This window comes from Mesorhizobium loti (assembly GCA_014189435.1).
GTDB classification, from domain to species: domain Bacteria; phylum Pseudomonadota; class Alphaproteobacteria; order Rhizobiales; family Rhizobiaceae; genus Mesorhizobium; species Mesorhizobium loti_G.
The window spans coordinates 3,217,030-3,235,186 of the sequence record CP050293.1 but is presented as its reverse complement, the minus strand read 5'-3'; the positions used below and the strand labels follow the sequence as shown (position 1 = coordinate 3,235,186).

Annotated in this window: 20 protein-coding genes and 1 pseudogene; 14 read left to right on the top strand and 7 right to left on the bottom strand. The window is 62.3% G+C overall.

All coding sequences use genetic code 11. The features are described from left to right. Positions 1–93: 93 nt before the first annotated feature. A complete protein-coding gene (ppk2, locus tag HB777_15940) occupies positions 94–1,014 on the top strand; it encodes a polyphosphate kinase 2 (protein ID QND65242.1) in 921 nt (306 codons plus the stop codon). A gap of 277 nt (positions 1,015–1,291) precedes the next feature. Here ppk2 and HB777_15935 read toward each other — a convergent pair whose 3' ends face one another. The 7 genes from HB777_15935 to HB777_15905 form a co-directional block, all read right to left on the bottom strand. Next, entirely contained in the window at positions 1,292–1,939 is a 648-nt protein-coding gene (locus HB777_15935; protein ID QND65241.1) for a dihydrofolate reductase, read from the bottom strand. Positions 1,940–2,110: 171 nt separating this feature from the next. Further along, complete coding sequence (locus HB777_15930; GenBank protein QND65240.1) at positions 2,111–2,461, bottom strand: DUF86 domain-containing protein; 351 nt, start codon at positions 2,459–2,461, stop codon at positions 2,111–2,113. Continuing rightward, positions 2,461–2,757 carry a DNA polymerase III subunit beta gene (locus HB777_15925; GenBank protein ID QND65239.1) on the bottom strand — a complete coding sequence of 99 codons (297 nt, stop codon included), beginning with the start codon at positions 2,755–2,757 and terminating at the stop codon, positions 2,461–2,463. Before HB777_15925 ends, HB777_15930 begins: the two co-directional genes overlap by 1 nt. Before the next feature lie 47 nt (positions 2,758–2,804). Next, positions 2,805–3,836: a porphobilinogen synthase gene (gene hemB, locus HB777_15920; protein ID QND65238.1), complete on the bottom strand. Its 1,032-nt coding sequence runs from the start codon at positions 3,834–3,836 to the stop codon at positions 2,805–2,807. Between the two features lie 226 nt (positions 3,837–4,062). Next, the gene (locus HB777_15915; protein QND65237.1) at positions 4,063–4,884 is read right to left on the bottom strand and encodes a DUF2066 domain-containing protein; all 822 of its coding nucleotides are present in this window, start codon (positions 4,882–4,884) and stop codon (positions 4,063–4,065) included. A 91-nt stretch (positions 4,885–4,975) separates the two neighbouring features. After that, entirely contained in the window at positions 4,976–5,593 is a 618-nt protein-coding gene (locus HB777_15910; protein ID QND65236.1) for a hypothetical protein, read from the bottom strand. An 18-nt stretch (positions 5,594–5,611) separates the two neighbouring features. After that, on the bottom strand, positions 5,612–6,469 hold the full coding sequence (locus tag HB777_15905; GenBank protein QND65235.1) for an NAD(P)H-binding protein: 858 nt from the start codon (positions 6,467–6,469) through the stop codon (positions 5,612–5,614). A 146-nt stretch (positions 6,470–6,615) separates the two neighbouring features. Here HB777_15905 and HB777_15900 point away from each other — a divergent pair, with 146 nt between their 5' ends. From HB777_15900 to HB777_15840, 13 genes and pseudogenes are all read left to right on the top strand, one after another. Beyond that, complete coding sequence (locus tag HB777_15900) at positions 6,616–7,659, top strand: enoyl-CoA hydratase/isomerase family protein (GenBank protein QND65234.1); 1,044 nt, start codon at positions 6,616–6,618, stop codon at positions 7,657–7,659. Beyond that, on the top strand, positions 7,656–8,078 hold the full coding sequence (locus HB777_15895) for a hypothetical protein (protein QND65233.1): 423 nt from the start codon (positions 7,656–7,658) through the stop codon (positions 8,076–8,078). Before HB777_15900 ends, HB777_15895 begins: the two co-directional genes overlap by 4 nt. 238 nt (positions 8,079–8,316) lie before the next feature. Next, on the top strand, positions 8,317–8,832 hold the full coding sequence (locus tag HB777_15890; protein ID QND65232.1) for a winged helix DNA-binding protein: 516 nt from the start codon (positions 8,317–8,319) through the stop codon (positions 8,830–8,832). A 125-nt stretch (positions 8,833–8,957) separates the two neighbouring features. Beyond that, complete coding sequence (locus HB777_15885) at positions 8,958–9,419, top strand: hypothetical protein (protein QND68786.1); 462 nt, start codon at positions 8,958–8,960, stop codon at positions 9,417–9,419. 554 nt (positions 9,420–9,973) lie between these two features. Then, positions 9,974–11,227, top strand: coding sequence for a L,D-transpeptidase family protein (locus HB777_15880; GenBank protein ID QND65231.1), 1,254 nt, complete (start codon positions 9,974–9,976; stop codon positions 11,225–11,227). A gap of 144 nt (positions 11,228–11,371) precedes the next feature. Then, the gene (locus HB777_15875; GenBank protein QND65230.1) at positions 11,372–13,018 is read left to right on the top strand and encodes a Na+/H+ antiporter; all 1,647 of its coding nucleotides are present in this window, start codon (positions 11,372–11,374) and stop codon (positions 13,016–13,018) included. A gap of 234 nt (positions 13,019–13,252) precedes the next feature. Further along, a complete protein-coding gene (locus HB777_15870; protein ID QND68785.1) occupies positions 13,253–14,512 on the top strand; it encodes a serine hydroxymethyltransferase in 1,260 nt (419 codons plus the stop codon). 77 nt (positions 14,513–14,589) lie between these two features. Further along, positions 14,590–15,234 (top strand): hypothetical protein, encoded by a 645-nt coding sequence (locus tag HB777_15865; protein ID QND65229.1) that lies wholly within the window; start codon positions 14,590–14,592, stop codon positions 15,232–15,234. A 33-nt stretch (positions 15,235–15,267) separates the two neighbouring features. After that, positions 15,268–15,597 (top strand): hypothetical protein, encoded by a 330-nt coding sequence (locus HB777_15860; protein QND65228.1) that lies wholly within the window; start codon positions 15,268–15,270, stop codon positions 15,595–15,597. A 90-nt stretch (positions 15,598–15,687) separates the two neighbouring features. Further along, on the top strand, positions 15,688–16,167 hold the full coding sequence (gene nrdR, locus HB777_15855; protein ID QND65227.1) for a transcriptional repressor NrdR: 480 nt from the start codon (positions 15,688–15,690) through the stop codon (positions 16,165–16,167). A 2-nt stretch (positions 16,168–16,169) separates the two neighbouring features. Beyond that, positions 16,170–17,285, top strand: a complete 1,116-nt coding sequence (gene ribD, locus HB777_15850; protein ID QND65226.1) for a bifunctional diaminohydroxyphosphoribosylaminopyrimidine deaminase/5-amino-6-(5-phosphoribosylamino)uracil reductase RibD — start codon at positions 16,170–16,172, stop codon at positions 17,283–17,285. Between the two features lie 12 nt (positions 17,286–17,297). After that, entirely contained in the window at positions 17,298–17,915 is a 618-nt protein-coding gene (locus HB777_15845; GenBank protein QND65225.1) for a riboflavin synthase, read from the top strand. A gap of 33 nt (positions 17,916–17,948) precedes the next feature. Further along, positions 17,949–18,086: pseudogene (locus HB777_15840) on the top strand (CopG family transcriptional regulator). The last annotated feature ends 71 nt before the right edge of the window (positions 18,087–18,157 follow it).

Here is an 18,157-nt window from a genome sequence, read left to right as displayed (position 1 = left end):
GAAGTCGGCTCAGGTGTTCCCGTTCCGGGCCGTAAGCCGGGAGTTTGGGGCGCCGGACATGGATCGACAGAGCTTGCAACCGGAGCAGCCGATATGACCGAGCTAAGACAGAATTCTCCTGCCAAGGACTGGCTGGAAGCCGAACTCGCCGACACGCTCGACGAGGACTATGAGCTCGAAATGTCGGAGCCGGCGCTGTCGATGGAGATCGCCAAGATCTACAAGAACGCGCATCCGCCTTCGATCGATCGCATGCAGTATTTTCGCGACCTGATCACCTTGCAGTCGGAATTGATCAAGCTGCAGTCCTGGGTCGCCTACCACAAGAAGAAGCTGGTGGTGATCTTCGAGGGTCGCGACTCGGCCGGCAAGGGCGGCGTCATCAAGCGCATCACCCAGCGGCTCAATCCGCGCATCTGCCGTGTCGTCGCACTGCCGGCGCCCACCGAGCGCGAGAAGTCGCAATGGTATTTCCAGCGCTATGTGCCGCATCTGCCGGCCGGCGGCGAGATCGTGCTGTTCGACCGCTCCTGGTACAACCGCTCCGGCGTCGAGCGCGTGATGGGCTTTGCCCAACCCGATCAGGTGGAAGAATTCTTCCGCGACGTGCCGGAGTTCGAGCGCATGCTGGTCCGCTCGGGCATCACCGTGGTCAAATACTGGTTCTCCATCACTGACGAGGAGCAGCAGATGCGCTTCCTGATGCGCATCCACGATCCAATGAAGCAGTGGAAACTGTCGCCGATGGACCTGCAGTCGCGCGTGCGCTGGGAGCAGTACACCAAGGCCAAGGAAGAGACCTTCGTGCGCACCAACATCCCGGAGGCCCCCTGGTTCATCGTCGAAGGCAACGACAAGAAGCGGGCGCGGCTGAACTGCATCGACCATCTGCTCCAGCAGATGCCCTATGAAGAGGTTCCACACGAAGAGATCACGCTGCCGGAGCGCGTCTTCAATCCCGAATACGAGCGCCAGACGCTGCCGCGCGAGCTCTATGTGCCGGAGAGGTATTGAGGGGAGCTCCCTTCTCCCCGTCACTATACGGGGAGAAGGTGCCGGCAGGCGGATGAGGGGCGGCGCTGACGTCGACAGTTGGCTCCGGATAAGTCGCTGCACGGGCCAAACTTAGTCCGCCGCCATATTGCCGCCTGTGGCATTCCCGACAACACAATATTCGACCGGTAGCGCTGCCCCTCATTGCCCTGCCGGGCATTTCTCCCCGTATAGTGACGGGGAGAAAGGGGCCTGCACCGAGGGTTTCGCCATCAAGCCCGCTTGATGACCACCGGGCTTAAGCCCGCTTGATGGTGACGTGCGTGGCGAGCGGCGTCGCCACCTGCTCGCTGCAGACATAGCCGAGCTTGAGCATGTCGAGGCCGGCAAAAAGGTTCTCGCCTCGGCCGAGCAGCAGCGGCGAGATCGCCAGATGCATCTCGTCGATCAGCTTCTCCTGAAGATATTGCCGGATGGTGGCGACGCCGCCGCCCACCCGCACGTCCTTGCCATCCGCCGCTGCTTTTGCCTGTTCAAGCGCCGAATGGATGCCATCGGTGATGAAATGAAAGGTCGTGCCGCCCTCCATTGTGATCGGTTCGCGCTGGTGGTGGGTCAGCACGAAAACCGGCACGTGGTACGGCGGGTTGTCGCCCCACCAGCCCTTCCAGCTGTCGTCAGGCCATTCGCCGCGGATCGGCCCGAACATGTTGCGGCCGAGGATCCAGGCGCCGACATTCTCGAAGCTGCGCGCCGCGAACGCCTCGTTGATGTCGTTGGTGCCGCCATCTTGTCCGAGCACCATCTCACGGAAGGTGCGGGTGTCGACAAACCACTTGTGCAAGGATTCCCCGCCGACACCGAGCGGATTTTGCAAATCCTGATCGGGACCGGCGCCGTAGCCGTCGAGCGACAGGGTGAAAGCGTTGACGCGTAGTTTGGACATGCGAGCCTCCTCGGAAACCAGTTGTCTTTTGCAAGTGGTATTTTGATAGCAAACTGATTGCGAATTGCAAGTGGTATTTTCGAGCGGACAATCGGACTGTCGGTTCTGAAGTCAAGCCGGCAGCCGCGCCGGCGAAACAGGACGCGGCCGCAGCCTGTCTGTTAGCCACAATTATTGGCGCTGCGATGCTTCGAGCATACGTTCAACAGCAAGACGTAGTGGCGGCAGGCTGTCGGTCACCACAGCCCATACTATCGCCCCCGAGGTCTTGTGATATTCGTGACGCAAAATGTTGCCTATCCCACGAACTTGTTTCCATGGAATCTCGGAGGCAAGGGCTGCCAGATCCTCCGGAATGTGCCGGGCAGCCTCGGAAATGATTTCGATCCCGCGCTCGATGCCATGTCGAAGCAGCCAGTCGCGATTGAAGTCATCCAGAGTCTTGCCTGCGGTGGCAGCAGCGATGCCGTCCAAGGCCTCTATGATTTCGGCTAGAATCGGTTCGATCCGGCGCACTGCCATCAGAATATGCGCACGGCAGATCGTTCGATATCGGCCTTCAACATGGGATTGAGGCTGTCGCGGGTGGTGATATCGATCTCCGCTGACATCTTCTCTTCAAGGAATTGCTTGATGCCGACCAGATCGATCAGCGAAAAGCGCCTTGCAGGATCATAATCGATGAAGAGGTCGAGATCGCTATCGGGCCCTGCGTCGCCCCGCAAAGTCGATCCGAAGAGATAAAGCGAAGTCGCGCCCATGCCTTTGATGGCATCTGCATTTCTCAGCAACCGCTTTATGACCTCATTCCTGCTCATGAATTCATTCTAGCGGATTGCGTAAAAATTCCAAAACGACCTAGCGGCTATCCCTTCAGCAGCTCCGCCACCTCTGGCGCGAAATAGGTCAAAATGCCGTCGCAGCCGGCGCGCTTGAAGGCGAGCAGCGATTCCAGCATCGCTTTCTCGCCATCGATCCAGCCATTGGCGGCGGCCGCCTTGATCATCGAATACTCGCCCGACACCTGGTAGGCGAAGGTCGGCATCTGGAATTCGTCCTTGAGCCTTCGGATGATGTCGAGATAGGGCAGGCCGGGCTTGACCATCAGCATATCGGCGCCTTCGGCAATGTCCTGTTCGGCCTCGCGCACCGCCTCGTCGGAATTGGCGTGGTCGATGTAATAGGTCTTCTTGTCGCCCTTGAGCAGGCCGGCGGTGCCGACGGCCTCGCGATAGGGGCCGTAGAAGGCCGAGGCGAATTTGGTCGCATAGGACATGATCGCCACATCCTGGAAACCATTGGCGTCGAGTGCGTCGCGGATGGCGCCGATGCGGCCGTCCATCATGTCGGATGGGGCAATGATGTCGGCGCCGGCTGCCGCCTGGATGACGGCCGCGGCGGTCACCTGTTCCACCGTCTCGTCGTTGACGATGATGCCGTCGCGCAGGATGCCGTCATGGCCGTGGCTGGTGAACGGGTCGAGCGCGGCGTCGGTGATGATGCCGATCTGAGGCACTGCGTCCTTGATCGCGCGGGTGGCGCGGTTGATGACGTTGTTTGGGTCGAGGATGTGCGAGCCGGTCTGGTCGCGCAGCGAGATGTCGACATTGGGGAAGGTGGCAAGGGCGGGAATGCCGAGCTTTGCCGCGCGTTCGGCCTCCTTGACCGCGAGATCGATCGACAGGCGGAAGACGCCCGGCATGGCGGCGATCGGCTCGCGGATATTCTTGCCGTCAACGACGAAGATCGGCCAGATCAGGTCGTCGACCGAAAGCCTGTTCTCCTGCACGAGACGGCGCGACCAGTCGGCCTTGCGCATGCGGCGCAAGCGGCGGCTGCCGGTGATATCGTCGACGCTGCGCGCGCCGGCTGGCTTCGTCAGGGTGAATTTGTTCATCGCCAAAACTCTCGTTCGGCGACTTTTACCACGAGGCCTTGCCGCTGACCAATGCGACACGTTTGTGCCAGGCCGAAGCTTGGGTTCCTCGCCCCACGGAAGTGGGGAGAGGTGGCTCGGCGAAGCCGAGACGGAGAGGGGACTGCGCCCTACGAAGCCCTCTCTCCGGCCGCTGCGCGGCCACCTCTCCCCGCGCTTCGCGGAGGGCGAGGAACCCAAGCTGGAATTAAGGTTGCCCGTTGCCCGAAAGAATCTGCGCCGCGCCCTTGATAGCAACGCGGAAAGCCTCATCGAAGCTGACACCGCGCACTTGCCAGATGTAGGTCTTGCCGGCCATGGCCAGCCGCCAGTCGGCGATCCACCCCAACTCCTTGTCGCTCCACACGACGCTGCCGGAAAGTGCCTGGTCGGCACCGGCCTTCGTCGCGATGGTATCCAGCTTCGTCATCTCGGCGTTGCGAAGCGCCTGATCGGCCAATCCAGCCTGCGACAGCAGCGCTGCCGTGGGAAAAGCCACCCGCATCGCCAGCGGTGCTGCGGCATTGCTGAACGATTCGCGCATCAACACGCCGCGCTCGTCGTCGGCATCGAGCGCGAAATTCTGGGTACCGCGCTCGGTCGCCAAAAACACCGCCAGCCGTGGCCGCTCGGTCAGCCACGGCCTGCTGCCGAGCGAAGCCAGCACCAGGTCGATGTCAGCAGGCTTGTACTGGCAGTAGAGGTTGTGAGGCCGATCGTACGTGCCCTGATCGTCATGGTTGGGAATGCCTTCCATGCGGTCGCGGTAGCTAAAGCTGGCAACGAAGCTGCCGGCCTTGTCGCGCAGTGCCGCCATCTCCGGTTTCGCCGGCAGGCGCTGATCGCCGGAAACCCGGACCAGAACCGCGTCGAGGCAGCGCTTGAAGCCGGCCTGGCGGTTTTTCTCGTACTTGCCGTTGACGATGGTCTGGGAGCTGTAGAGGTCGTCGATGGAGGCCGCCCTGGCCGGGCCATTGGCGGCTAAGAGAACTCCAGCCAGAACAAGGGGTACGCGCAAAAGATACCGCATGGCTCACCGCCCGGTTTGAGGCCTGTCCATCTATATGCTGGATCACTCTGCATCCAGCCTCGAAGGCGGCAGGTTACAACGCATGTCGGCCCTATCTAAAGTCAAATCCTTTGGATTCGACACACTGTACATGAGCACCCGCTGGGATTGGTGGAAGGGTTATTATTGCGTCTCTTCTCGTCAGATCTTCCAATAAGTGCCCAAAGCACTCATCAAATTTATCGGTGTTGAGTTCGATCGCGGATTTAAAGCAAGAAACAAATTGCTCATCATGGTACCTCGCGTTCTCGCCGGAGGAAACGCGCATAACAAGGGCTTGAACAAGAGTTAGAGGGACAAGCAAAGAGTCAACCTTATAGCCTTCGCCCAATTCTTCCAATTTAGGAATTTGCCCGTAGCGGTGAGCCAGAGCCGCCAGGGAAAAAGCAATGTCGTCATTTTGCTTTGCGTCTGCTGGTTGCCAAGGATGCTCTCCTCTGGCCGCGAGAGCCGAGAGCATAAGATACGAATATGTCTCATTGTTTTCACGGGTCGACCAAAACAGATGCCAAGCCCCGTCGCAGTCGTTGATTTCGTTGAACTTTGACAGCTTGGCGTTGACGGTATCCCACGTTTCGCCTGATGCCGGTTCTGCGGGCGAGCATCCTATAGCCAGGGCGGCCGTCAAAAAACCTGTCGCAAGAAACTGTTTTGCAATCATCTTTGCCACCCTCCGTCCCCTTGCATTCTAAGTCGCGGCCGCGTTCTGAACAAATCTCGTGAAGTCGGTTGGCGGGTGTCCGGTCAAATGCTCGCAGGCGGCCGCAACCCGCTGGTAGCGGCCCTCTTCAATGGATCCGCAAAGCGTCGAAAAGGCATGCGGCCAAGGATCCTGCATTTCCGACCAGGCGCGTTGAAGGTAGTCGGCTGGCGAACAGGGAGCGAACTCAAGACGACGACCGAAGGCCGAGCCTGCGGTCTCGGTCATTTCGTGAAACGACAGCTTCCGTGGCCCCGTCAGCTCATAGATCTTTCCTGCATGCTTCTCTGGTGATGCGACCACCGCCGCTGCCGCCAGGGCAACATCCTGTCGCGATACTGGCGCAACCTCTCCAGCGCCCGTGGGAAGCGAAAGCGTTCCAGACGGAAAGGCGGGTTTGATCCAGCTGTCCAGAACGAGATCCGAATACAGGCCGCATCTCAGGATCGTCCAGGCCAGCCCGCTCTCGCGCAACCTGCGCTCCGCATCCCGGTAGACGGGTGTGAAATAGAACGGCGAGTCCGCGTCGATATCGATGATGCTGGTGAAGACGATCGAAGACACTTTCAGGGAAGCGGCTGCCTCTATCGCATTGGCGTGCTGGCGAAGGAGGTCCCGGCCGTCTGCGTCGCTCGACACGAGCAGCAGCGTCGAGACGCCTTCGAAGGCGCGCGACAAACTCCTGGGATCGTCGTAGTCCGCGATCCGCAACGGCGTTTCGGCAGGCAGGCCCGCTACACGCTTTCCGGTGGCCCTGACCATGCCCGCCGCCGGAAGGTCCTGGCGCGACAATGCGGCAAGCGCTTTGCTCCCGACATATCCGGACGCTCCGGTTACAAGGATCATGCGTTCGCCCTTGAGCCTCACAGACGGATAAGTTGCACCCATTTGGCCTGAGCGCAAAGGATAGCGGCCGGGCTTGGCATTGACGCACCCATGCGCCACGCTTTAGCACTTCAGTCCCGCCGGCGCGGGGGAGGGATTCTTTCACGATGGATTTTGGCGGCGGCGACGAGATCCGCTTCGAACATCTGGGCCGGGCCGGCGTCGTCACCTTGACGCGGCCGCAGGCGCTCAATGCCTTGACGCACCGCATGGTCAGGGCGCTCGACGCTGCTCTCTCCGCCTGGGAGACCGACCAAGGCGTCGACGTCATCGTCGTCAAGGCCGAGGGCAGGGCCTTTTCGGCCGGCGGCGACATCCTGCATGTCTATGAGACCGGCCGGGCGGGAAACCCGCCGGTCGAGTTCTTCGCCGACGAATACCGGCTCAACGCCCGCATCAACAGTTTCAGGAAACCCTATGTCGCCCTGATCGACGGCATCGTCATGGGCGGCGGCGTCGGCATTTCCTTCCACGGCTCGCACCGGGTGATGACCGAGAATGCCCAGTTCGCCATGCCGGAGGTCGGCATCGGCTTTTTCCCGGATGTCGGCGGCAGCCACCTGCTGCCCGATCTCGGCGGCTCCTTCGGCATGTATCTGGCGCTGACCGGCAATCGCATCCGCTATGGCGATGCGCTGTGGTCGGGTCTGGTCACCCATACCATCAAGGCCGAGGACCAGGGCGGCTTCCTCGACCGGCTGACGCTGACCGGCGACCCGGAATCGGTGCTGCGCGGCTTCTTCGTTCAGGCAAGGCGGGAGACCGACAGGCCGACGCTGGAGGCGATATCCAGCCATTTTTCGCGACCATCACTGAAACACGTCGTCGACAGCCTGGAGCGCGCGGCGGGTGCCGACGAGTTCGCGGCAAAGACGCTGGCAACGATCCTGACCCGCTCGCCGACCAGCCTGCGCGTCGCCTGGCGCCAGATCAGCGCCGGGCTGACCCTGTCGATGGAAGCATGCATGAAGATGGAGTTCCGCATCCTCAACCGGATGCTGGCCGGCCATGATTTCTACGAAGGCATCCGCGCCGCCATCATCGACAAGGGCTCGAAGCCGCAATGGCGGCCAGCGAGCCTCGCTGCGGTCAGCGAGGCCGATGTCGACGCCTATTTCGCTCCGCTGGGCGAAAGGGAGCTCTTGATATGAGCGAGGTAACCTCGAGACGCGTCGTGCTGCAGCCCTCCGGAGTGGAGGTGATCTTCGCCTGGTTCCAGCGCGTCATCTCAGGCTACTGCCTGCTGTTCGGCATTCTCTACTGGATCAAGCTGATCGGCTTTTATCCGGGCTCGCTGTGGCGTTTCGACCTGATGCCCGTGCACTGGCAGGTCGCGGCGGTGGTGCTCGCAGTTTTCTTTCCCTTCGCCGCTGCCGGCTTGTGGATGCTGGCGTCCTGGGGCCCGGTGATCTGGTTCATCTGCGCGGTGACCGAGACGGTCATGTATGCCGGCTTTCCCGAGCTTTTCGGCCACCGGATGCTGATTGTCGTCTCTCATGCCGCGGTGGCGGTGCTCTACATCGTCTTCCGCGTCGTCATCTACCTGCAGAAGCGCCCTGTCCGCCACTAAGCCCTTGAGCACATTGACGACCTGGCGGTGGCCTGGATTCGGTCTCCAAATTGTTGCCGAAATCTTTAGGTTAATTATCCTTGCTTGGGTGACCGTTCGTTAAGCCTCTTTCGAAACCTCTTACCGGTAAGCTCTTGTTAGCCCTAGCGTTTAAGTCGAATTTTATGAGTATTCGATAGTGTCGCGATCAAGGTGAAAAACAAAAAATCACCAGGGCGACAAACGAGAGGCAAAGACAATGATCAATTCGCGTCCGGCGGCGAAGACCGCCAACGTATCCGACGATCGCCGCGAGGCTATCCGTTCCCTGTACATGGAATCGCTGCAGCTTGTTGAGCGGCTGCACCGCCGCCTGCTTGATGTGATCAAGGACGAGTTCGACCGCAACGGCCGTTCCGACATCAATGCCATCCAGGCGCTGCTGCTGTTCAACATCGGCAATTCCGAGCTGACCGCCGGCGAGCTGCGCTCGCGTGGCTACTATCTCGGCTCCAACGTCTCCTACAATCTGAAGAAGCTGGTCGATCTCGGCTTCATCAACCACCAGCGCTCGCGCATCGACCGCCGTTCGGTCCGCGTCTCGCTGACGCCGAAGGGCAACGAGGTGGCGGAGGTCGTCGCCGGCCTTTACGAGCGTCATGTCGGCTCGATCGAGCAGGTCGGTGGCATCAACACCGACGAGTTCAAGCAGATGAACCGCGCTTTGCAGCGGCTCGACCGCTTCTGGAACGACACCATCGCCTACCGGATGTAAGGCGCGCAGAGATCCGGCCCGTGCCATAGAAGCGCGGCCGAAATATCGACCTTCAGTCAGGGCCGGTGCCGAAAGGCATCGGCCTTTTCTTTTCGTGCCCAAAGCCCCGGCGCCCGGCAGGCACGATCCTGCCAGGTTTGCTTTCGCTGCAGCAGTGCCTAATGTCATGGCCTGGAGGGCGGCGCATGACGGGTCTGGGAAAACGCTCGCAGATTTGCGCGGTTGCGGTGGCGCTTTTGTTGGTCTCGCAAACGGCTTTTGCCGAGGAGTGGTGGAAGGATTCCTTCGCCGGGGAAGGCAGCGAGCCCTGTGACAACAATGACTCGATCGTGACGGTTACCGACAAAGCGATGGAGATGTGGGAGGTCCGCTGCACGCTGGACAAGGTTCAGAAGATCAACCGCCTCGATGTCGTCATCCTGGACATGACATGTACGGACGGTGAGAGCACAGACAAGAGACGGGAGCTGCTGCTCAAACTGGAGGACGACAAAGTCCTGCGCTATCCCCAGCATGAGGTGTTGCAACGGTGTTCGGAATTGAAGGCGAAGCCGGGTCCGGACTCAAACGTTGAAGCCCCACGCTGAGGCATCCTGAGATAGTCAGTCGGACGGGATCCTGAAAGGTTCGTCGGCCTGCTGCCCGTATCGGGATCGCGCCCTGTTCCAGGCCATGCACGAAACAGGCGACCGTCTCCTCCGGCGTCGGTGGGCTGGCGTTCGGGCCTCCGGCCAAGGCGAATGCCGCGATGGCTGCAATGGCACCAGGCATAGCCTCGTTCCTCGCGTTGGGCGAGATGTCGGTGTATCATCAAGTGCTTGTGGTTCACCGGTCGATATTGGCGGGCGATCGCGGATCGGTGCCGAAAAAGCACGGGTCTTTTCACTTCGCTGCGCTTGCCGGGCCAAATTCAACCGAAAGCCACGTTGCCGCCATATTCCAATGGAACCGAGGATGCCGGTGATGCTGCGGTCAAGGCCGCGCGTCACCCGGAACCCGTATCGTGCCCCGAGCGTTTGTGGCCGAACTGATACGGACATGGTTGGCGGATTGTTAAGATTGCCAACTCTAGAGTACGGGCAAGAGCGCCCTATAACCTGATGCAGCAGATCGAACGCTACAAGAAATGTCTGGAACGTCCATGAAAGCCAGCCGCCGCCTTTTCCTCTCCGGAGCCTCCGCGCTCGCAGCCGCGATGGTTGCTGGCGGCGCCAATGCGCAGGACGTGATCGGGGATATCCTGAAATCCTCGACGCGCGGCAATTGGGACGACCAGTTCGACGCCCGCGCCAGCGAGGGCGGCAAGGTGGCCTCGACGCTGCCGATCTTCAGCCCGCAGACCGTCGCCTTTACGGAACAGGCGGTCGCACAATATCAGAACATTGTCGGGCAGGGCGGCTGGGTCGAGGTTCCCGCGACCAAGAAACTGCAACTCGGCGTCGATGATCCCGATGTGGTGCCGCTGCGCAAGCGCCTGATGGTCGCGGGCGACCTGTCGCAGAGCGCCGGCATTTCGACGGCTTTCGACTCCTATGTCGACTCGGCGGTCAAGCGCTTCCAGTTGCGTCACGGCCTGCCGGCTGATGGCTCGATGGGCAAGTACACCTATGCGGCGATGAACGTTTCGGCGCAGATCCGGCTTGGCCAGCTGCAGACCAATCTGCAGCGGCTGCGCGAGAAGGCCGGTACGCTGGGCAGTCGCTATGTGCTGGTCGACATTCCGGCAGCACAGATCGAAGCGGTCGAGAACGACCGCGTCGTGCTCCGTCACACCGCGATCGTCGGCAAGATCGACCGCCAGACGCCGATCGTCAATTCCAAGATCAACGAGATCATCGTCAATCCATACTGGAACGCGCCGGTCTCGATCGTGCGCAAGGACATCATTCCGCTGATGCGGAAGAATCCCGATTATCTGAAGGACAGCCATATCCGCCTATTCGCGCCGGACGGCAGCGAAGTCGATCCGATGAATGTGGACTGGTCGACCGACGACGCGGCCAAGTATCGCTTCCGCCAGGATCCGGGCGCGGGCAATGCGATGGCGTCGGTTAAGATCAATTTCCCGAGCCCCGACGGCGTCTACATGCACGATACCCCACAGCAGAGCCTGTTTGGCAAGATGATGCGCTTCGATTCCTCGGGCTGCGTGCGCGTGCAGAATGTGCGCGACCTCGTCACCTGGATCCTGCGCGACACGCCGGGCTGGGACCGTCAGCATTTCGAGGCGGCGATCAAGACCGGCGAAAACACGCCGATCCAGATTACCAACCCGGTGCCGGTCCACTTCCTCTATCTTTCGGCCTGGTCTACGGCCCCAGGCGTCGTGCAGTTCCGCGACGACGTCTACGCGCTCGACGGCAACAATGAGCTGCAGATCACGTCATCGCTTTAAGTAGCTGATTTTCTTATAGAAAAGGCCGCCGTTCAGGGCGGCCTTTTTCGTTGTTCGGGTGCCGCTGCGTTTTTTCGCGGGAGGGGCGGCTGGACGGATCGGCCGGCTTTGCGCATGGTCGGCTGACAAGTCTGGAACCGGATCATGGAAGTCGCCGTCTTCATTCTGGTCGTGCTCGTCTTCGTCGCGCTTTCCGGCGCGCTGGTGCGCCTGGTGCGGGTGCCGCTGCCGGTGCTGCAGATTGCCATCGGCGCGGCACTCGCCTGGCCGGTGCGCGGCATCCATGTCGAGATCGATCCGGAGCTGTTCCTGCTGGTGTTCATTCCGCCGCTGCTGTTTGGCGATGCCTATGGCGCGCCGAAGCGTGAACTGATGGCGCTGCGCGGACCGATCCTCGATCTTGCCATCGGGCTGGTGTTCTTCACCATCGTCGGCTTCGGCTACGCCCTGCACTGGCTGGTGCCGAGCATCCCGCTGGTGGTCGCCTTCGCGCTCGCCGCGGTGCTGTCGCCGACCGACGCTGTGGCCGTGTCCTCCATCGTCGACAAGAATGTCGTTCCGGCGCGGCTGATGCATATCCTCGAAGGCGAGTCGCTGCTCAACGATGCTTCCGGCCTCGTCATGTTCCGTTTCGCCGTCGCAGCAGTGTTGACCGGCAGCTTTTCATTCGCCGCCGCTTCGCTCAGTTTCCTCTATGCCATCGTCGCCGGCATCCTGGTCGGCGTCGCGGCGCTGTTCGTCGCCGCCAAGCTGCTGCAACTGCTCAACCGCATCGGCGGCGTCCCGGCAGAGGCGCAGGTGCTGGTGATGATCCTGCTGCCCTTCATCGCCTATCTCGGCGCCGAGCACATCGGAGCGTCCGGCATCCTGGCGGCGGTCACCGCCGGCCTGCTCACCGGCGGCTCGGGCGTGTTCCGCTTCCTCGGCGTCTCGGCGCGCATGCAGACGATGTCGCTGTGGACGACGCTTTCCTTCGTTTTCAACGGCGCTCTCTTCATCGTGCTCGGGCTGCAGCTTCCCGATATCATCCGCCATGTGCCGCCGGAACTCATGAACATGCATCCGATCATCCAGCCGATCGCGACCGTCATCGCGCTGACGCTGTGCCTGATCGCGCTGCGCTTCCTGTGGATATGGGTCGGCGATATCGCTGCCGGCATTGCCGCGCGTCTGGGCAAGCGCAAGGTGGAGCCTTTCGGGCTGCGCGTGCGGCTCGCCGGTTCGGTGGCCGGTGTGCGTGGCGCGATCACGCTCGCCGGCATATTGTCGCTGCCGCTCGCCATGCCGGACGGTTCGCCGTTTCCGGCGCGTGACCTGGTCATCTTCCTCGCTGCCGGCGTCATCATCTGCTCGCTGGTTTTTGCCAGCCTCGCTTTGCCAACGATCGCCAGGGGACTGGTCGAGCCCGGTGAGGATGCCGGTGCCGCCGAGGAGCGCCTGGCGCGTGTCGGCGCCGCCAAGGCGGCAATCGCGCGCATCGAAAGCATCGCCGGAGCAACTGATGATGAGGGAGGCGAGGTGCCCGGCGCCAGGCTTGCCGCCGCCGAGAACATCGTCGCCGGCTACCGGCGCCGCATTGCCGCCTCTGACGAAGCGGATGAAGCCCGCGCCCAGGCCCGCGAAGCTGGAAGGCTGGAGCTGGAACTGCGGCTCGCCGGCATCGAGGCCGAGCGCGCAGCCGTGCGTGACATGTTTCGGAGCGGCGAGATCAACGACCACACGTCGCAGGCGCTGTTTACCGAGATCACGCTCACCGAGGCCTTGCTGAGGGGCCGGAAGGCGAGGAAATAGCGACCTGAAGGCTTCGCTGGCGCAATCCGGCCAGCAAATTTCGCGTGGCAAACGTGGCGGGGCGAAAACAACTGTGTTAATGGCGCGGCAAATGCATGTCGCCCAAAAGTGTGCAGCGGTTTTGGGACAACGACATGCATAAATCAAAAATTGCCCCCGAACCCCGAGGATTTCAGGCCATGGCAACAGCAGCGGCAGTGTCGAACAAATTCGAGATCCTTCTTCGAAACCACGCTGGCCGACGCCGATCCGGAGATTTTCGGCGCCATCCGCAACGAACTCGGTCGTCAGCGCCACGAGATCGAGCTGATCGCCTCGGAAAACATTGTCTCCCGCGCCGTGCTTGAAGCGCAGGGTTCGATCATGACCAACAAATATGCCGAGGGCTATCCGGGCAAGCGCTACTACGGTGGCTGCCAGTTCGTCGACGTGGCCGAGGAACTGGCCATCGAGCGCGCCAAGAAGCTGTTCGGCTGCAACTTCGCCAACGTCCAGCCGAATTCCGGCAGCCAGATGAACCAGGCCGTCTTCCTGGCGCTCTTGCAGCCCGGCGACACGTTCATGGGCCTCGACCTCAATTCCGGCGGCCATCTGACCCACGGTTCGCCGGTCAACATGAGCGGCAAATGGTTCAAGGTCGTCTCCTATGGCGTGCGCCAGGATGACCATCTGCTCGATATGGACGCCATCGAGAAGACCGCGCATGAGACCAAGCCGAAGCTGATCCTGGCCGGCGGCACTGCTTATTCGCGCGTCTGGGACTGGAAGCGTTTTCGCGAGATCGCCGATGCGGTCGGCGCCTATCTGATGGTCGACATGGCGCACATCGCCGGCCTGGTCGCCGGCGGCGTGCATCCGTCGCCGCTGCCGCATGCCCATGTCGTGACCACCACGACGCACAAGTCGCTGCGCGGCCCGCGCGGCGGCATGATCCTGTGCAATGACGAGGACATCGCCAAGAAGATGAATTCGGCGGTGTTCCCCGGCCTGCAGGGCGGCCCGCTGATGCATGTCATCGCCGCCAAGGCTGTCGCCTTCGGCGAGGCGCTGAAGCCTAGCTTCAAGGTCTACGCCGAGAGCGTCGCCGCCAACGCCAAGGCGCTTGCCTCCAGCCTCAAGGAGACCGGTCTCGACATCGTCTCCGGCGGCACCGACAACCATCTGATGCTGGTCGACCTCAGGCCCAAGAACGCCACCGGCAAGCGCGCCGAGGCGGCGCTCGGCCGCGCCAACATCACCTGCAACAAGAACGGCATCCCGTTCGACCCGGAAAAACCTTTCGTCACCTCCGGCGTGCGTCTCGGCACCCCGGCCGGCACCACGCGCGGCTTCGGCCAGGCCGAGTTCCGCGAGATCGGCAAGCTGATCGCCGAAGTGCTGGATGGTCTCAAGGTCGCCAATTCCGACGAGGGCAACGCCGCTGTCGAAGCAGCGGTCAAGGCCAAGGTCGTGGCGCTGACCGATCGTTTCCCGCTCTATCCCTATCTCGGCTGACGCGATAGGAAGTCTTACCGCCTGCTGCGGACGACAAGCGTCGTCTCAGCAGGCCGGGGCGACCGGCAGGAGCCTTGATGATGCGACTATTTCGTTTCGCCGACCTTGGCGCCGTTGGCGTCCTGACCGCTTTGATTGTCCTGCCGCTCTCCGGCGTCGCCCTGGCGCAAACTGCACCCGCTCAGCCGACGCAACCCGCACCTCCGGCCGCACCCGCTTCGCCCGCCCAGGCGGCACCCAAGCTCGAAACCTTTGGCAGGTGGTCGACCCTGGTTGACGAGGTCGACACCGGTGAGGATCTGCGCAAGACCTGCGCTGCCTCGACCGCCTTTGTCGGTGCCGGTGGCGTGCCCGGTACCCTGACGCTCATCATCACGAACGGCGATGCACTGCCGCCGGATGCCTACCCGTCCGTAACGATCGCCGTCGACAACAAGGATCTGCCGGCCGGCAAGTCCGTCGCCGCCACCTTCGGCGACGACAAGGGCCACGTTGCCGCAAAACTCCATTCCGATGGCGCCGTCAACGGCCGGCTCAGCTGGACCGTGGACAACCAGGCCAAGACCAGCCTGGCGCTCTTGCGCGCCATGCGGCGGGCAGCGGTGCTTGATGTCTCCTTTGGCGACGCGCCGGTTGGAAGCATATCCATGGACGGGTTCACCAAGGCCTATCGCAGTCTCGGCGCATCGTGCGGGTTTCCGACCGCCGACGTCGCCCCCTGAGGCGACCGGACGGATCTTTCCAGGAGGCATTCGATGGACATTGTCTGGAAAGGCCTGATCGGCGGGCTGGTTACGGCTCTGATCGTCTGGGCATCGAAACGCGGCAATGTGCTGCCTGGCATCTTGCCCCTGGCGCCCACCTTTGCTGTCATCGCCTTGCTGGCAGTGGGCGCCAAGGGCAGTGCATTCGGCTTTCGTGAGGCCTGCGTTGCCGGCGTGAAAACCATTCCAGCCTATCTTGCCTTCCTCGGCGCCTGTTGGCTTTTCATCGACAAGGTCGACTACCGGCTGGCTGTGCTTGGCGGCATCGTCGTCTGGCTGGTTGCGGCCCTCGCAATTTTCCTTGCGCCTCGCTATCTCTGAGGGGCGAGGGGCTGGTGGCAATACTTTGCCATCGTTGCAAAAACCTCTAAGCCTTTCGCTTCACCAGATTCGCCAACCAAAGGCTTCTCCATGCGCTGTCCCTATTGCCAGTCAGAAGATACGCAGGTGAAGGATTCGCGCCCCGCCGAGGATGGCGCGGCGATCCGCAGGCGCCGCGTCTGCCCCGATTGCGGCGGCCGCTTCACCACCTTCGAGCGCGTGCAGTTGCGCGACCTCGTCGTGGTCAAGAAATCGGGCCGCAAAGTGCCGTTCGACCGCGACAAGCTGCTGCGCTCGGTGGAGATCGCCGTTCGCAAGCGCAATGTCGATCCCGAGCGCATCGATCGCGCGGTGACCGGCATCGTGCGCCAGCTCGAAAGTTCCGGCGAGACCGAAGTTGCTTCGGGAGAAGTCGGCCGGCTGGTCATGGAAGCGCTGAAATCGCTCGACGACGTCGCCTATGTCCGTTTCGCCTCGGTCTACCGCAATTTTCGCGAGGCCAAGGATTTCCACGAATTGCTGGGCGAACTCAAGGGCGACGAAATCAAAGGTGAAGAGGAAGCCAGCTGAGTATGACTGCAAGCGAACAGGCCGCCCTCGACCACCGTTTCATGGCGGCGGCACTCAGACTGTCGCGAAAGAATGCCGGGCGAACCGCGACCAACCCGTCTGTCGGCACGCTGATCGTGCGCGATGACGGCAATGGCCCGATGATCGTCGGCACCGGCGTCACCGCCGTCGGCGGTCGCCCCCATGCCGAGACCGAGGCCCTGGCAGAGGCCGGCGAGCTGGCGCGCGGCGCCACCGCTTACGTCACGCTCGAACCTTGCGCCCACCATGGCCGCACGCCGCCTTGCGCCAATGCGCTGGTCAACGCCGGTGTTGTGCGCGTCGTCGGTGCGGCCAGCGATCCCGATTCGCGCGTGTCCGGCAAGGGCTACGCGATCCTGCGCGACGCCGGCGTCGAGGTGGTCGAGAAGGTGCTGGCGGCGGAAGCCGCCGAGCAGATGGCCGGCTATTTGATCCGATCGTTGAGAAAACGCCCCGAAGTGATTCTCAAGCTTGCGCTTTCCAGCGACGGCAAGATCGGCAGGGAAGGCGGTGGGCAGGTGTCGATCACCGGCGATATTGCGCGCCGCGAAGTGTATCTGATGCGGGCCGAGGCGGATGGCATACTGGTTGGTATCGGCACGGCCCTTGAGGATGATCCGGCCCTGACGGTGCGTTTGCCGGGGCTGGAGAACCGTTCGCCCGCCCGCATCGTGCTCGACCGCCAGATCAGGTTGCCGGAGGCCTCGAAGCTGGTTTCGGGCGTGGATCGGGTGCCGCTCTATGTCGCCGCTTGCCTGGAGGCCGATCCGCTGCGGCGGGCAGCACTCGAACGCGCCGGCGTGCGCTTCATCGGCACCGAGACGCATGAGGGCGGCGTCGCGCTGCCGGAACTGCTCGAGGATCTGGCCGCGCTCGGCATGGCCAGCGTGCTGGTCGAAGGCGGCGCCAAGGTGGCGAGCGCCTTCCTGGCCGATGGGCTGGTTGACCGCATCGTGCTGTTCCAGGGGCCGGAAGCGATCGGCGATGACGGCATTGCATCGCCGATCGACGCTGACCATATCCCGGCAGGATTTCGCAAGCTGCGCGAGATGCGTTTCGGCGAAGATAGTTACGCCGAGTGGGTAAGAGACCTCTAGGGATCAGCATCGATGTTTACCGGAATTGTCACCGATGTCGGCACTGTCGCTTCCGTCAAGCCGCTCAGGGAAGGGGTGGGTTTGCGCATCGACACCGCCTATGACCCAAACACCATCGCCATCGGCGCCTCGATCTCCTGCGGCGGCGTCTGCCTGACCGTCACGGCCTTGCCCGACAGCGGCTCGAACGCACGCTGGTTCGAGGTCGAGGCCTGGGAAGAGGCGCTCAGGCTGACGACGGCGATGGGCTGGAAGTCGGGCACGCGGATCAATCTGGAACGGGCGCTGAAGATCGGCGACGAACTCGGCGGCCACATCGTTTCGGGTCATGTCGACGGCATGGCCGAGATCATCGAGCGCAAGGACGAGGGCGATGCCGTGCGCTTTACGCTGGAGGCGCCGCGCGAATTGGCGAAATTCATCGCGCCAAAGGGCTCCGTCGCGCTCGACGGCACATCGCTTACCGTCAACAGGGTAGAAGGCACGCGCTTCGATGTGCTTTTGATCCACCACTCGCTGACCGTGACCACCTGGGGCGAGCGCAAGATCGGCGACCGCGTCAATCTCGAGATCGACACCATGGCGCGCTACGCGGCGCGGCTGGTGGAGGCCGCGAAAGAAGGGCTTTGACGGCTTAAGGATAGACGGATCTCGGTTTTGCCGGAAGAGGAATACCGGCGACGGACGCCTGAGGCCTTGGCCGATGTGGACGCTGGTCGTGTGATTGATCATCAGGCCGTGCTGGCTTGGGTTGAGAGCCTCGACGGCCATCTCAAAAACGAGGTTGGTGAACCTGAATAGGTCGGCAAACCGGGCGCGCGTAACATCTTCGCTTGCGATGAACCCGGCTTCGGCCTAAGTCACCGGCAACC